Source organism: Lutibacter sp., from assembly GCF_013139515.1.
Classification (GTDB): Bacteria; Bacteroidota; Bacteroidia; order Flavobacteriales; family Flavobacteriaceae; genus Lutibacter.
This window is the reverse complement of the sequence record NZ_WTAR01000084.1, coordinates 1-13,967: the sequence shown is the minus strand read 5'-3', so window position 1 is coordinate 13,967 and position 13,967 is coordinate 1. Positions and strand designations below refer to the sequence as shown.

At 28.9% G+C, this 13,967-nt stretch carries 16 protein-coding genes; 7 read left to right on the top strand and 9 right to left on the bottom strand.

Features of this window, described 5'->3' with window-relative positions; all coding sequences use genetic code 11:
- Positions 1–267: Lrp/AsnC ligand binding domain-containing protein (locus tag GQ540_RS08030; RefSeq protein ID WP_291799855.1), on the top strand; the 267-nt coding region annotated here is incomplete at its 5' end.
- Between the two features lie 55 nt (positions 268–322).
- Here GQ540_RS08030 and GQ540_RS08025 read toward each other — a convergent pair.
- Positions 323–901 (bottom strand): alkylphosphonate utilization protein, encoded by a 579-nt coding sequence (locus GQ540_RS08025; RefSeq protein WP_291799853.1) that lies wholly within the window; start codon positions 899–901, stop codon positions 323–325.
- A 276-nt stretch (positions 902–1,177) separates the two neighbouring features.
- On the opposite strand from GQ540_RS08025, the gene GQ540_RS08020 reads away from it, so the two are divergent.
- A complete protein-coding gene (locus tag GQ540_RS08020; protein WP_291799851.1) occupies positions 1,178–2,281 on the top strand; it encodes a DUF4407 domain-containing protein in 1,104 nt (367 codons plus the stop codon).
- An 11-nt stretch (positions 2,282–2,292) separates the two neighbouring features.
- On the opposite strand, the gene GQ540_RS08015 is transcribed toward GQ540_RS08020, so the two are convergent.
- Genes GQ540_RS08015 through GQ540_RS08005 form a run of 3 tightly spaced genes read right to left on the bottom strand, consistent with a single transcriptional unit; the run spans position 2,293 to position 5,129 of the window.
- Entirely contained in the window at positions 2,293–2,511 is a 219-nt protein-coding gene (locus tag GQ540_RS08015; RefSeq protein WP_291799849.1) for a DUF6500 family protein, read from the bottom strand.
- Positions 2,512–2,554: 43 nt separating this feature from the next.
- Positions 2,555–3,877, bottom strand: coding sequence for a S28 family serine protease (locus tag GQ540_RS08010; RefSeq protein ID WP_291799847.1), 1,323 nt, complete (start codon positions 3,875–3,877; stop codon positions 2,555–2,557).
- Between the two features lie 10 nt (positions 3,878–3,887).
- Positions 3,888–5,129 carry an FAD-binding oxidoreductase gene (locus tag GQ540_RS08005; protein WP_291799845.1) on the bottom strand — a complete coding sequence of 414 codons (1,242 nt, stop codon included), beginning with the start codon at positions 5,127–5,129 and terminating at the stop codon, positions 3,888–3,890.
- A gap of 146 nt (positions 5,130–5,275) precedes the next feature.
- Between GQ540_RS08005 and GQ540_RS08000 the strand changes: the two genes are divergently transcribed.
- Positions 5,276–6,121, top strand: coding sequence for an AraC family transcriptional regulator (locus tag GQ540_RS08000; RefSeq protein WP_291799843.1), 846 nt, complete (start codon positions 5,276–5,278; stop codon positions 6,119–6,121).
- On the opposite strand, the gene GQ540_RS07995 is transcribed toward GQ540_RS08000, so the two are convergent.
- Together GQ540_RS07995 and hemW are read right to left on the bottom strand one after the other, a co-directional pair.
- Complete coding sequence (locus GQ540_RS07995; protein ID WP_291799841.1) at positions 6,114–6,470, bottom strand: MmcQ/YjbR family DNA-binding protein; 357 nt, start codon at positions 6,468–6,470, stop codon at positions 6,114–6,116. The two genes, GQ540_RS08000 and GQ540_RS07995, sit on opposite strands and share 8 nt — an antisense overlap.
- 40 nt (positions 6,471–6,510) lie before the next feature.
- Positions 6,511–7,638 (bottom strand): radical SAM family heme chaperone HemW, encoded by a 1,128-nt coding sequence (gene hemW, locus GQ540_RS07990; protein WP_291799840.1) that lies wholly within the window; start codon positions 7,636–7,638, stop codon positions 6,511–6,513.
- A 112-nt stretch (positions 7,639–7,750) separates the two neighbouring features.
- On the opposite strand from hemW, the gene GQ540_RS07985 reads away from it, so the two are divergent.
- A complete protein-coding gene (locus GQ540_RS07985) occupies positions 7,751–8,038 on the top strand; it encodes an antibiotic biosynthesis monooxygenase (protein WP_291799838.1) in 288 nt (95 codons plus the stop codon).
- A gap of 7 nt (positions 8,039–8,045) precedes the next feature.
- On the opposite strand, the gene ruvC is transcribed toward GQ540_RS07985, so the two are convergent.
- Positions 8,046–8,600 carry a crossover junction endodeoxyribonuclease RuvC gene (ruvC, locus tag GQ540_RS07980; RefSeq protein WP_291799836.1) on the bottom strand — a complete coding sequence of 185 codons (555 nt, stop codon included), beginning with the start codon at positions 8,598–8,600 and terminating at the stop codon, positions 8,046–8,048.
- 226 nt (positions 8,601–8,826) lie between these two features.
- On the bottom strand, positions 8,827–9,489 hold the full coding sequence (gene mnmD, locus GQ540_RS07975; RefSeq protein WP_291799834.1) for a tRNA (5-methylaminomethyl-2-thiouridine)(34)-methyltransferase MnmD: 663 nt from the start codon (positions 9,487–9,489) through the stop codon (positions 8,827–8,829).
- A gap of 272 nt (positions 9,490–9,761) precedes the next feature.
- Here mnmD and GQ540_RS07970 point away from each other — a divergent pair, with 272 nt between their 5' ends.
- From GQ540_RS07970 to nadB, 3 genes are all read left to right on the top strand, one after another.
- On the top strand, positions 9,762–10,814 hold the full coding sequence (locus GQ540_RS07970; protein WP_291799832.1) for a branched-chain amino acid aminotransferase: 1,053 nt from the start codon (positions 9,762–9,764) through the stop codon (positions 10,812–10,814).
- 110 nt (positions 10,815–10,924) lie between these two features.
- Entirely contained in the window at positions 10,925–11,917 is a 993-nt protein-coding gene (nadA, locus tag GQ540_RS07965) for a quinolinate synthase NadA (protein ID WP_291799830.1), read from the top strand.
- Positions 11,918–11,932: 15 nt separating this feature from the next.
- Positions 11,933–13,528 carry an L-aspartate oxidase gene (gene nadB, locus GQ540_RS07960; protein ID WP_291799827.1) on the top strand — a complete coding sequence of 532 codons (1,596 nt, stop codon included), beginning with the start codon at positions 11,933–11,935 and terminating at the stop codon, positions 13,526–13,528.
- Between the two features lie 35 nt (positions 13,529–13,563).
- Here the strand turns inward: nadB and GQ540_RS07955 are convergent.
- Positions 13,564–13,967 (bottom strand): M13-type metalloendopeptidase (locus tag GQ540_RS07955; RefSeq protein ID WP_291799824.1); only part of this gene is annotated, 404 nt, incomplete at its 5' end.

Genomic DNA, 13,967 nt, shown 5'->3' with positions numbered 1-13,967 from the left:
GAAGTATTTTGCCAAGTAACTTTGCTCGTTCACTCAAAAGAATTAATTATTAAATTTGAAAATGCTATTAACAAAATAGATGAAGTTATTGAGTGTTTTCACGTAGCTGGTAATTATGATTATTTACTAAAAATTATTGTAAAAGACATGAAAAGCTATCAACTATTTTTAAAAAATAAATTATCTGTTTTAGATTCGGTTGGTAATGTGCAAAGCACATTTGTAATGTCTTCTACTAAAGACACAAGTATTTTAAAAGTAACATAAAAGTAAAAAGCCTGTAATTAAAAATTACAGGCTTTTTATTATAGAAAATATATAATTAAAGTTTCTTCACATATTTAGTAATAATCACAATCTGAGTTGGACCAACTTTACCTTCAATAAGCTCTGCATTTTCAGGGTCTAAAGAAATTCTTCGCACCGCTGTACCTTGTTTTGCAACCAAACTTGACCCTTTTACTTTTAAATCTTTAATTAGCACTACTGAATCTCCGGCTTGTAAAATTACACCATTCACATCTCTATGAATTACTTTTTGTTCTTCCTCTAAACCTTCTCCTGTTGCTTTTGCCCATTTTAAATTTTCATCATCTAAATAAAGCATATCTAATAAATCTTGCGGCCAACCTTCAGCACGTAAACGCGTTAACATTCTCCAAGCAACTACCTGAACAGCAGAAACTTCACTCCACATAGTATCATTTAAACAGCGCCAATGATTTGCATCAACACTATCAGGATTTTCAATTTGATGTACACATGTTTCACAAGCTAAAATACTATCATCAACCGTTCCAACAGGCATTGGTGGTAGTTTATACATACTCAAATTTTTATCTGAAGTACATAATTCACATTTATTCCCACTACGCTCTTGTAATTTATTTAAAATACTCATTTCTTATTTTTTTGGAGTCGCAAAAGTACATTTAATAAACAGCAATCACAACCTACACCAAAAATGATACTAGTTTGGGCGTTCCCTTCGGTCGGGCTATTTGTTTAATCTTTTGTTAACTTCACGCTGTTCAGTCAACAAAAGGATATCACTGCTATCCCTAACGCAATAAATAACTATTTTTTAGGTTATTTAATAACTACTTTCTCTTTTAAGAATACTTTAAGATACTATTTTTTATAATTTTACGTTATTTGCATTACAAACTACTATGTTATGCTTAAAAACTTCTTTTGGATGTGCTCTGGCGCAGATACTACCATTTTAAAAAACAGCTCAAAGGCCGAACAAATAAAATATGCGGGCATTGGCGGAACTGTATTTTTTACAGCCTTAATGGCGTTTATTGCTGCTAGTTATGCCTTATTAACAGTGTTTGATAACTATTTTGCGGCTGTATTGTTTGGTTTAGTTTGGGGATTATTAATTTTTAATTTAGATAGGTTTATAGTTTCAACTATAAAAAAAACGGATAATAAATGGAAAGAAATTTGGCAAGCAACACCACGCTTAATTTTAGCAGTAATTATTGCTATTGTTATTTCTAAACCTTTAGAAATGAAAATTTTTGAAAAAGAAATAAATCAAGTTTTACTAACTGAAAAAAATAATCTAACACTCGCCAATAAAGAACAAATTTCAAATCAATTTACACCTGAAATTACAGCTTTACAGTCTGAAATAAATTCATTAAAACAAGAAATAAATTCAAAAGAAACAACTTCTAATAAATTATACGAAACCTATATTGCCGAAGCTGAAGGACGAAAAGGGACCAAATTAATTGGTAAAGGACCTGTATATAAAGAAAAAAGAGAAAAACATGACGCAGCTTTAGCTGAACTTCAACAATTAAAAACTAGCAATAACACAAAAATTTCTGAAAAGGAACTTCAAATAGCAAATTTAAAAACACAGCAAAAAACTCAAGAAACAACAACACAACCAATAATTGATGGGTTTGATGGATTAATGGCACGCATAAATGCTTTAAATGAATTGCCTTGGCTGCCATCATTTTTTATATTTCTATTATTTTTAGCAATTGAAACTTCACCTATTTTAGCAAAATTAATAGCTCCAAAAGGAGAATACGATTTTAAGCTACAAGATATTGAAAATGCCGTAAAAACTTGGGTAGCACAAAAAGAACAACAACGTAAACAAGTTTTAAATACTGATAGTATTCTCAATAGAAATATTTATAACGAATTAGCAAGCGAAGATGAATTATACAATTATAAAAAACAAAAAGCCCGTGAAATCATGCAATTTCAAGCTGATGCTTTTTACAAAAGTCAGAAAAATATAGTTGGATAGTTTTACAAAGCTTAATTTAAAGCTTCTAACATCTTCTTTATTTTTAGCGCTTTTTCAAAATGATCTAATTTATTTGTTTTAATCCACCATTCAGCAACTTCAAATAATAAATCTGGATTATCATTTTTATTGGAAAAAAAGGCATAAAAAGATAATCCAACATTTGTTCCCTTCTTTAAAATTTTAGCATTGCAAATAGCAATCATTTTTTGTTTAAATATCAAATTCATAACTTTAATAATCTAATTTTCTATAATACAATCTATTATTAATTTAATTCTCCAAAGGATAAATTTTAACACTGTAACCTAACCAATTTTGCAGTTTATCGTAAATAAGTTGCTTATCTTCTATTGAAAAATCTTTAATTCTAGTAGTATGAGAACCACCTTTTAATACCATTTTTAGTGCATTTACATGTGGTTTTGGTTTTGGTGCACACGCACCCCAAGTATCATATTCACCATAAATATATAAAATTTTATTTCCTTTATTTTCAACATAATCGCGAACTTCTTTAATATAATTAGGATTAAAAGCTAGATCAATATTTTTTGGTGCAAATCTTAAATTTGTTGGCTTATGAACAACTTTAAGTAAATCTTTAACTGTCGAAGTGTCAAAACCATAATAGCCCAATTCAGTCATATGTTGATAATAGGATGGTAATAAATCATCATATGTTTGATCATTATAAAAACTAATACCAACAGTTGAATTTAAGACTTCAAACAACTCTCTACTTGAAGCACTATCATCTGGAATTGAATTACAATTTCCTTCCCATTGCCAAAACGAAAAAGGAAATTCTAACACCGCATATTCTAAAGCTTCTTCAATAGGGATTTGTGTAAAACTCATATTTTTTTCTTTTGCATATCTAGTAATTTTAAATAAAATTGAGTCTCTATTTTTTAAAACTAAACGCTGGTAATTACTAATTTTTCTTCTACACTCTTCAGTTCCAATAGTATTGATATGGTTTTGCGTTCTAACATCTTCTTGAGTATTAATTAAAGGTGCAACGTACGGAACCACCACATCAACATCATATGGATATTTAGATTTATAAATTAACACTGTTTCACCACCTTTACTAATTCCTGTTGAAATCCATTTACTTTTATACAAGGTTTTTAATTTTCTAACCAATTGGTGATAATCTTCTATAGCCAAATCGTTTTTTAAATATTGCCAAGGAATTGTATCAGGACGAGATTTACCATAAAAACGATATTCAACCTGAACTTGGTTTCCTTTAAATATCTTGCTTAATTCATACGTAGTTGGATTCGCATTATACCCTTCGGTAATTAAAACAGTTGGTTTTTTAATATCTGCATGGGATAAATACACATAATGCTTAAAGGTTCCTACATTCAAATTATTATGATCTAAAGGTTGGTTTAAAATTAACTGATATGCTTTCGTAAAATGATCTTTAGCTTCCATTTTAGTAATTTCAGCATTCGGAAAAAGCTGTGCTAATTTTTGTTGAAAGGTTAAAATTTCAATTGGTTCAAGCTTTACAACGCTACAACTAACAATTGAAAAACTTAAAGTAATAAATAAAATAAGAGATTTGTATAATTTCATTGGTTTTTTTTTAATTAAATCGATCTATAGAAAACGGGGTTAAATTTAATGAAGTTTTTTTATCAGAAATTAATTCTGAAATTAATTTACCTGTAGCGTGACCTTGACTCCAACCCATCATTCCATGACCCGTTGCAAAATACGCATTTTTCAATTTTTTACTTCTTCCTATAAAAGGTAAACCATCAGGTGAAATGGGCCTTAAACCACAAGCCACATTAGACATCTCATTCTCAGTAATTGATATATTTGGGTAAAACATTTTGGCATTTTTAGCAATTTTCTGCACTCTAATTTTATTAATTCCAGAATTAATTCCTGCTATTTCCATAGTTCCTCCAAAACGTGTAAAACCATCCATTGGTGATACTGCTGTGTTTAATTCAGCTAAAATTGTAGGATAATTAATCCCTGTTTCTCTGTGAAGATTTATACGATAACCTTTACCTGCCTGTACTAATAGTTTAACTCCTAACTTTTTTGCAATTAAAGGACTCCAAGAACCTGCAGCAACCACAAATTCATCACAACTTACCTCATTTTTATTCGTAACTACATGAGTTATTCTACTTGAAGATTGCTCAAAATCAATCACTTTTTCATTAACTAAAAATGTAACACCTTGCGTTTCAAGATATTTTTGCATTCCTCGCATAAAATCATCAGGAGTTGTATGTGCATCATCTAAATAATAAAATGCTCCTTTAGCCGCTATTTCAGGTTCCATTTCTTTTAGCTTTTCCTTATTAATATGTTTAACTAATAAACCTTTTCTTTTACTAAATTCAGCTAAACACCCTTCTTTATCTTCAAATTTTGAAGTTTGATATGCCATGAGTAATCCTTTCTTTTCAATATGAAAATCAAAAACATTATTTTCTTTCATTTCTTGAAAAAGCTGTAAACTAAAATAGTTTAAATCTTTAATTATTGATGAAGCATACTCAACATTTTTTTCAGTTGCAGATTTGTTAAATTTCCAAAGCCATTTAAACAAATCTACATTAAAACGTGGCTTAATATAAAATGGACTTGCACTATTAAACATCATTTTAATTCCTGTAGAGACCACACCTGGAGCTGCAAGTGGAATTATATGACTTGGGGAAATAAACCCCGCATTTACAAATGAAGCACCTGATGAAATATTTGATTGATCAATTACAGTAACATCATGGCCTTCTTTTAACAAAAAATATGCGGTACTTAAACCAATAATTCCACCACCAATAATTACAACTTTTTTACTCATTCTTTAAAAATATGCATTTTTAAATATACAATTAAATTACATATACTGTATCTTGTTTAAAACTTATGATAATACAATTTTAACATTATTATAGTATTATTTTACCTTACTTTTTGTATTATTGTAACCTAACTGAATAATATTTAATGAAAGTTCTCCCTTTTAAAATCCCAAAACCTGAAAACGTTACACTTTATATTCAAAATTATAAAGGAGAATCATTTTACGAAAAATTACATCAACATAAAGAAATTCAAATAAGTTTAATTGCTGAAGGTGAAGGAACTTATATTATTGGTGATTGTGTTGGGGAATTTAAAAAAAATGACATTTTTGTAATTGGTGAAGATTTACCGCATATTTTTAAAAGAGATACTGCATTTATAAATGAAACAGATATGGTTTCATTATTTTTTTCTAAAAATTCATATGGTGAAGGTTTTTTTAATTTACCCGAATTTGAACATTTTCAAAACTTTTTTAATGATGCAAGTTTAGGTTTTAAAGTACTTTCAAATAAAGAAAAACTTTTACTACACTTATCTCAAATAAAAAAACGGTCTAAATACAAACAATTTACTACTTTTTTAGAAATTCTTGGTATCATATCTGAAGGAAAAAAACGCACGCTATCATCATTAATTAACTTAAAAAAATATGCTGGTAATGAAGGAAAACGTATGAGTGATATTTTTCAATACACAATGAATAATTATCACAATGAAATTAGTTTAGATCAAGTTTCTGATATTGCAAATATGACACCTAATGCCTTTTGCAGGTATTTTAAACAACGAACAAATAAAACTTTTGTAAACTTTTTAATAGATATACGAATTGGTAATGCTTGTAAATTATTAGCCAAAAATAACGACTTAAATATTACCGAGATTTCTTACAAATCTGGTTTTAATAATTTAGCAAATTTTAACAGGAAGTTCAAGGCTATTAAAGGTGTTACACCTTCTGAATACAGAAAAAACATTAAATAAAACCAAGCTCTTTTTGAATTTTTTTAGTCATTCCTTTCACAACCAAATCATACGAATGATCTATTAATTCAATAATAAAATCGTTGTGTAAACCACCTTCAATTGAAATAGTGTTCCAATGCTTTTTACTCATATGAAACCCTTCAATAATATCACAATATTCTTCTCTTAACTGAATGGATTTCTCAGGATCACATTTTAAATTTATTGTAGAAGGTTGATGCTCTAAACCTGATAATGCAAACATCTTATTGGCTACCTTAAAAACAAGTGTTTTTTCATCAAAAGGAAAACATTCAGTAACATATTTTTTTGATAAACAATAATCTCTAAACTCTTCAATATTCATATTTTAGCCTAGTTTTTGTAAATCAAATATACAACGTATTTTACAAAAGAAACAAATCTGAAGCAATGCCATCAGCTAAAAATTTACCTTTTTCAGTGGTAATAAGAATTCTATTTTTAGAAATTTCTAACAAACCCTTTTCAATAAAAGGTTGCGAATTTTGTATTAACAATTCCAAATATTTAGCACCAAAATCATTTTCAATCTTCTCAAAAGAAACTCCCCAAATAGTCCTTAAACCAGTCATAACATACTCGTTAAACTTATTGTTTTTTGTTAGCTTTTCAGTTTGAGAAGGTAATTTATTCTCTAATAAATCTTTAACATATTTTGCGTTATTTGAAATATTCCAAGATCTTTCAAATCCATTAAATGAATGTGCTGAAGGACCGACACCTATATATTTTTCACCTAACCAATACGACATGTTATGCTTTGAAAAATAGTTAGGCTTCCCAAAATTAGAAATTTCATATTGCACAAACCCTTGTTTTTTAGATTCTTCAACTAACATATTAAAATGCTGCAAGGCTAAATTCTCATCAATTGGTGGTGTTTTACCACTTTTAATAAAGCTATGTAATGCAGTTTTTTCTTCAACCGTTAAAGCATAACTTGATATATGTGGTATTTTAAAATCAAAAGCTTGTTGTAAGTTTAGAAACCATTTTTTATCACTCATATTTGGAACTCCATAAATCAAATCTATTGTAATATTTTTGAAATATTTTTTGGCTTCAACCAAACATTTTTTAGATTCTTCAGCTGTATGAGCACGATTCATGAATTTTAAATCATCATCAAAAAAAGATTGAATTCCAATACTTAATCTATTAATTGGTGATTTCGATAAGTCTTTAATTTTTTGAGTAGACAAATCATCTGGATTGGCTTCTAAAGTAATTTCAACATCACTAACCACTGAATAATTAGTGTAAATTGTATCAATTAAAAATTGTATTTCTTCAATACTTAATAAAGATGGTGTTCCTCCTCCAAAATAAATGGTTTCAATTTGTTCATCACCAAATTCATTTTTTCTTAACAACAATTCTTGCTTAATTGCGTAAATCATTTCTTCTTTTCTTTTTAATGAAGTTGAAAAATGAAAATCGCAATAGTAACATGCTTGTTTACAGAATGGTATGTGTAAATAAATTCCTGCCAATATTATTATTTTAAGTTTCTAAATGTACGCTATTAAAAAAAAACTTCAAAAAATGATTTTTGTTACCTTTTTACTGAATACTGTGTTGTAAATTTGATAAAATCATAAAATTATGTATACATATATTGTTTCATTTAAAGTTAAAGAAGGTGAGGGAATTACTTTTGTTGAATTGCAAAAGTTTGAAGAATTAACTGAAGCTAAACCTGCAGGATTAGATCATTTTCATATTTTTAAAGATAGAAATGAAGAAAATAGGTTTTTTTTAATTGAATATTGGAATTCTAAAGAAGATAAAGAAAAAATGGAAAGTTCTAAGGAACATCAATTATTTCATGAGCATAGAAAATTAGTAATTGAAAAAAAATATGAAACTTATGAATGTGATATTGTTATTTAGCTTTTAGCTATTTTTTAACTCTATCTCCGTTTTGTTTTACAAAAGCTCCCCAACCTGTATAGTTTTTACCAGAAGTTACTTTACCGCTATTATAAAAATGGCAAACTGCAGCTGCTAAACCATCCGTTGAATCTAAATTTTTAGGCAATGTTTTCAGTTTAAGTAAATTTTGTAACATTTTAGCAACTTGTTCCTTACTCGCATTCCCATTTCCTGTAATTGCCATTTTAATTTTCTTTGGTGAATATTCGGTAATTGGAACTTCTCTAGATAACCCTGCAGCCATAGCAACACCTTGAGCTCTACCTAATTTTAACATAGATTGCACATTTTTACCAAAAAAAGGAGCTTCAATGGCAATCTCATCTGGATGATATGTTTCTATTAAATGAATAGTACGTTCAAAAATTAGTTTAAGTTTTACATAATGATCATCGTATTTCTTTAGTGATAATTCATTCAACTGAATTAACTCCATTTTTTTATCTACAATTTTTATCAACCCAAACCCCATTATGGTTGTACCTGGATCAATTCCTAATATAATTTTTTCTGAGCTCAATGAATTTTCATTTTGTATTGTCTTTAACTAAAACAAAGGTTACTTTCTAATTAATAAAAGCTATTAAAGTTTATTTCTCTACTCCAAAAAAACTAGTAATTAATCCTTCTGCATTTATCCATAAATACAAAATAACGACTAATAAAAGTACTAAAATAAAACCTCTCTTAAAATTTGGCTTTTTTCGTTTTTTAAATCTTTGCTGTTCCATTCTATTACTATAAAATTATTGTTTAGTTGCTCGCAACATTTCTCTTTTTCCTGGTGGCCCAGGTAACCTTTCAACAGTAAAACCAACTTCTTGCATTGCACGTCTTACACTTCCTTTTGCACTATAAGTTACTAAAATGCCTCCTTTTTTTAAAGCTAAATACATAATTTTGAAAATTTCTGCTGTCCATAACTCTGGTTGGACTTTTGCTCCAAAAGCATCAAAATAAATTAAGTTGAATGTGTTTTCATCCTTTATTTCATTAAAAAACTGTTTGCGTTTTGTTAAAGAAAAGTGAGACGCTATTTTATGCTCAATTTCCCAATTTTTCTGATGTATTTCAGTAAAAATATTTTTTGTGTTGTTTTCTTTTAATTCTGAAGCATAATTTAATTTTTCAATTTCATTTGAAGTTATAGGATAAGCTTCAACTCCAACATAATTAACCTTTAAATTTAATGTTTCAGCTTCAAAAAAAGTAATAAAACTGTTTAAACCGGTTCCAAAACCAATTTCTAAAATTGAAATTTCTGCATTTGAAAAAAGCGACAAGCCACTTTTAATAAATACATGCATAGCTTCTTGAATTGCTCCATGTTTAGAATGATATTGTTCATCCCATTCAGGTAAATGAATGGTTGAAGAACCATCAGCAGTAATAATTATCTCTCTTTTCAAATTTTAAATATATACAATTTTAATCATTATTTCAGTTTAAAAAACAAGATTAATCAATTGAAAAACAACCAAATACGATCATTAATAAGATTTATAATAAAATAAAATAATTAGCATTATAACTATTAATAATGTAAAATTATTTTACTTGTATTAGCTATACAACTAATTTTATTCAAAGATATTAAAAAATAGACACTAACATTACCATAAAATTAAATTCTAAATTAAAAAAATTAAGTAATTTTGTTTAAATTAAATAAAGATAAACTATGGCTTTACAGATTGAAAAAATAGCAGCATCGAAAATCTCAAACGTAGACTTTAGCAACCTAAAGTTTGGCGAAATATTTACTGACCATATGTTTGAATGTGATTTTGAAAATGGTGAATGGAAAACACCTATAATTAGACCGTACCAAGCACTTTCTTTTGATCCTTCAGCAAAAGTATTTCATTACGGACAAGCTGTTTTTGAAGGTATGAAAGCCTATAAAGATGATAATGATGATTTATGGTTGTTTAGGCCCGATGAAAACCAAAGACGTATTAACATATCTGCTGAAAGATTAGATATGCCTGCTTTTCCAAAAGATTATTTTTTTGAAGGCTTAACTACTTTATTAAAAATGGATAAAGATTGGGTTAAAACAGATGAAGATAATGCGCTTTATATTAGACCTTTTATTATTGCAACTGAAAATTGCGTATCTGCATCAACATCAACTAACTATAAATTCATGATAATTTGCTCACCTGTTCAAGCTTATTATTCAGGTGATGTAAAAGTTGTTTTTGCTGATAAATATAGTAGATCTGCAGATGGTGGAGTTGGTTTTGCTAAAGCAGCAGGTAATTACGCAGGTTCATTTTACCCAACTAAATTAGCAAATAAAGAAGGGTTTCAACAAGTAGTTTGGACAGATTCTAACACACATGAATTTCTTGAAGAAGCCGGTGTAATGAATGTATTTTTTAGAGTGAATGACACCTTATTAACAGCACCAACTAGTGATCGTATTTTAGATGGTGTTACACGTAAAAGCATCATTCAATTTGCTAAAGACAAAGGAATTAAAGTTGAAGTTAGACCTGTAAGGGTTTCAGAAATTGTTGAAGCTGCCCGCAAAGGAGAATTATTAGAAATGTTTGGTACAGGAACCGCTGCCGTTGTTAGTCCTATTAGTGGATTTTCAAATAAAGGTGAAAGTTTTGATTTACCTAAAGTTGAAAATAGCTACGCTTCATTCATAAAAAAGGGAATTACAGATATTCAAAAAAACAAAGCCGAAGATAAATTTGGGTGGACCGTTAAAATTCAATAGTTAGTTTTGAAGGTTCCTTCAAAATTTTATACATTTAAACAATTAAAACAATCGGATTCACATCCGATTGTTCAGCATATTATTTGGTTTTAATCCAGTAAAAACAACTTATGACTACACTAGAAAAAGCTAAAATCAATCTTCAAGAAAATGGTTTTCTGGATATAGACCCTCCTAAAAGCATTAATTATATTAAAGAAATAAATAAATTAAGGAAAAAGAAAAACGCTGTTATTTTAGCGCATTATTACCAAGAAGATGCCATACAAGATATTGCTGATTTTGTTGGAGACAGTCTAGCTTTAGCGCAAAAAGCAGCAACGACTAATGCAGATATTATTGTTTTTGCAGGTGTACATTTTATGGCTGAAACAGCTAAAATTTTAAATCCTTCAAAAAAAGTAGTTTTACCCGATTTAAAAGCCGGTTGCTCATTAGCAGATTCTTGCCCGCCAAATGAATTTGCAGCTTTTAAAAAAGAACACCCAAATCATTTAGTGGTTTCTTATGTAAACACTTCAGCAGAAATTAAAGCACTAACTGATATTGTTTGCACATCATCAAACGCTGAAAAAATAATTAATTCTATTCCTAAAAATCAACCAATTATATTTGCTCCAGATAGAAATTTAGGTGCTTGGTTAATTAAAAAAACTGGTCGTGAAATGTTACTCTGGGATGGTGCTTGTATGGTTCACGAAGCTTTTTCAATTGATAAAATTCTAAAATTGCATGCTGAAAATCCTGATGCAGAAATTATTGCACATCCAGAATCTGAAGCGCACTTATTAAAAGTTGCCAAGTATGTTGGCTCAACTTCAGGTTTATTAAATTATGTAAAAACGAGTAATGCAAAAACTTTTATTATAGCTACTGAAGTTGGTATTTTACATAAAATGAGACAAGAATCACCTAATAAAATTTTGATTCCCGCACCAGTTGAAGATGACAATTGTAATTGTAGTGAGTGTTTTTATATGAAAATGAATACCATGAAAAAGTTGTATTTATGTTTAAAACACGAATTACCAAATGTAGAAGTTGACTCAGAATTAAGCAAAAAAGCATTGGTTTCTATTGAACGAATGTTAGAGCTTTCTTAATAAAAATTCTTTTAAATGAACGCTGAAAAAAAAATATACAAAACCGATTTTCTAGTTATTGGTTCAGGAATTGCGGGTTTGACTTTTGCTTTAAAAGCAGCAACTCATTTTAAAGATGCTTCAATAACTATCGTTACTAAAAACGAAAAAAACGAAAGTAATACTAAATATGCTCAAGGTGGAATTTCAACAGTGTGGAATAAAACCGTAGATTCATTTGAACAACATATTGAAGACACATTAATTGCTGGCGATGGGATTTGTGATGAAGAAGTTGTTAGAATGGTTGTTGAATCTGCTCCTGATCGTTTGCAAGAACTAATAGATTGGGGAACTAATTTTGACAAAACTAAAACCGGTGAGTATTCCTTAGGAAGAGAAGGTGGCCACTCACATGATAGAATTTTACACCATAAAGACATTACTGGTGCTGAAATTGAAAGAGCTTTGATTGAACAAGTTAACAACGCAAAAAACATTACTTTTTTAACATATCATTACGCAATTGATCTAATTACTGAACATCAAGTTAAAAAGAAATTAATTAAAAGAACAGAGAAAATTACTTGTTTTGGGGCTTATGTTTTAGATGAGAAAAAAAACAAGGTTAAAACATTTGCTGCAAAAGTAACTATGCTGGCTACTGGAGGAAACGGACAAGTTTATAGTACAACAACCAATCCAATTATTGCTACTGGCGATGGAATTGCTATGGCATATAGAGCTAAAGCTGAAATTTCAGATATTGAATTTATCCAATTTCACCCAACAGCATTGTTCAACCCTGGTGAATATCCTGCATTTTTAATCTCTGAAGCTGTACGTGGAGAAGGTGCTATTTTAAGAGATTACTTTGGGAAACGATTTATGAAAAAATACGATAAACGTGAAGAATTAGCCTCACGTGATATTGTTGCAAGAGCCATTGATAATGAACTTAAAAAAAGTGGTACACCTCACGTATATTTAGATTGTACACATTTAGATTACGAAGCTTTTAAAAAACATTTTCCAAATATTACTGAAAAATGTTTAGGATTAGGAATTGATGTTCGAAAAGATTTTATTCCTGTATCACCAGCACAACACTACATTTGTGGAGGGGTTAACATAAATAAAAAATCAAAAACTTCACTTAAAAATTTATATGCTTGTGGTGAAGTAACAAGGTCTGGACTTCATGGAGCAAATAGATTGGCTTCTAACTCTCTTTTAGAAGGAATTGTTTTTGCACACAATGCTTTAGATAATTTAACAAAACGATTTCATAAAATTAAAATACCAATTAATGTTCCTGAATGGAATGATAGTGGTGTTGTAAAAAATATGGAAAAAGTATTAATTACTCACGACAGAAACGAAGTTAAAACTATTATGAGTAACTATGTTGGTATTGTTCGATCAAACGAGCGATTGTTACGTGCTGAAAGAAGATTACATAACTTATATGAAGACAATAAAAGATTGTACGATCATTCTGAACTTTCAGTAGATTTATGTGAATTACGAAATTTAATAACTACAGCCTATTTAATTACTCAATTTTCAAAAAGTAGAAAAGAAAATAAGGGTGGATTTTATAATGCAGATTTAATAGAAAAGGAGCTTTAAAAGCTCCTTTTTTATTAAATGTATTTCTTTTATTTTTACCAAATTTTAACTCTTTCTTCTGGTTGTAAATACATTTCATCTCCTTCAACAATATTAAATGCTGTGTAAAAAGCATCTACATTTTGTAAAGGCATATAAGCTCTGTACATTCCTGGAGAATGAGGATCTGTTTTAATTAAGTTTTTCATTGCTTCGTCTCTCATTTTAGTTCTCCAAATAGTTCCCCAAGACATGTAAAAACGTTGCTCAGCTGTAAATCCATCAATATCATCAGGTCTTCCATTCTTTTCGTAGAAAATTTGTAAACCATCATATGCAGAATTAATTCCACCTAAATCTCCAATATTTTCACCTAAGGTAAATTCACCATTTAAGTTTATACCTTCTAATGCTTCAACAGCACTGTATTGATCAACTAATTTTTTACCTAAAGCTGCAA

Coding starts and splice junctions, on each gene's coding strand:
- GQ540_RS08025 (WP_291799853.1), bottom strand. CDS start 901: ATGAGTATTTTAAATAAATTACAAGAGCGTAGTGGGAATAAATGTGAA.
- GQ540_RS08020 (WP_291799851.1), top strand. CDS start 1,178: ATGCTTAAAAACTTCTTTTGGATGTGCTCTGGCGCAGATACTACCATT.
- GQ540_RS08015 (WP_291799849.1), bottom strand. CDS start 2,511: ATGAATTTGATATTTAAACAAAAAATGATTGCTATTTGCAATGCTAAA.
- GQ540_RS08010 (WP_291799847.1), bottom strand. CDS start 3,877: ATGAAATTATACAAATCTCTTATTTTATTTATTACTTTAAGTTTTTCA.
- GQ540_RS08005 (WP_291799845.1), bottom strand. CDS start 5,129: ATGAGTAAAAAAGTTGTAATTATTGGTGGTGGAATTATTGGTTTAAGT.
- GQ540_RS08000 (WP_291799843.1), top strand. CDS start 5,276: ATGAAAGTTCTCCCTTTTAAAATCCCAAAACCTGAAAACGTTACACTT.
- GQ540_RS07995 (WP_291799841.1), bottom strand. CDS start 6,470: ATGAATATTGAAGAGTTTAGAGATTATTGTTTATCAAAAAAATATGTT.
- GQ540_RS07985 (WP_291799838.1), top strand. CDS start 7,751: ATGTATACATATATTGTTTCATTTAAAGTTAAAGAAGGTGAGGGAATT.
- GQ540_RS07970 (WP_291799832.1), top strand. CDS start 9,762: ATGGCTTTACAGATTGAAAAAATAGCAGCATCGAAAATCTCAAACGTA.
- nadA (WP_291799830.1), top strand. CDS start 10,925: ATGACTACACTAGAAAAAGCTAAAATCAATCTTCAAGAAAATGGTTTT.
- nadB (WP_291799827.1), top strand. CDS start 11,933: ATGAACGCTGAAAAAAAAATATACAAAACCGATTTTCTAGTTATTGGT.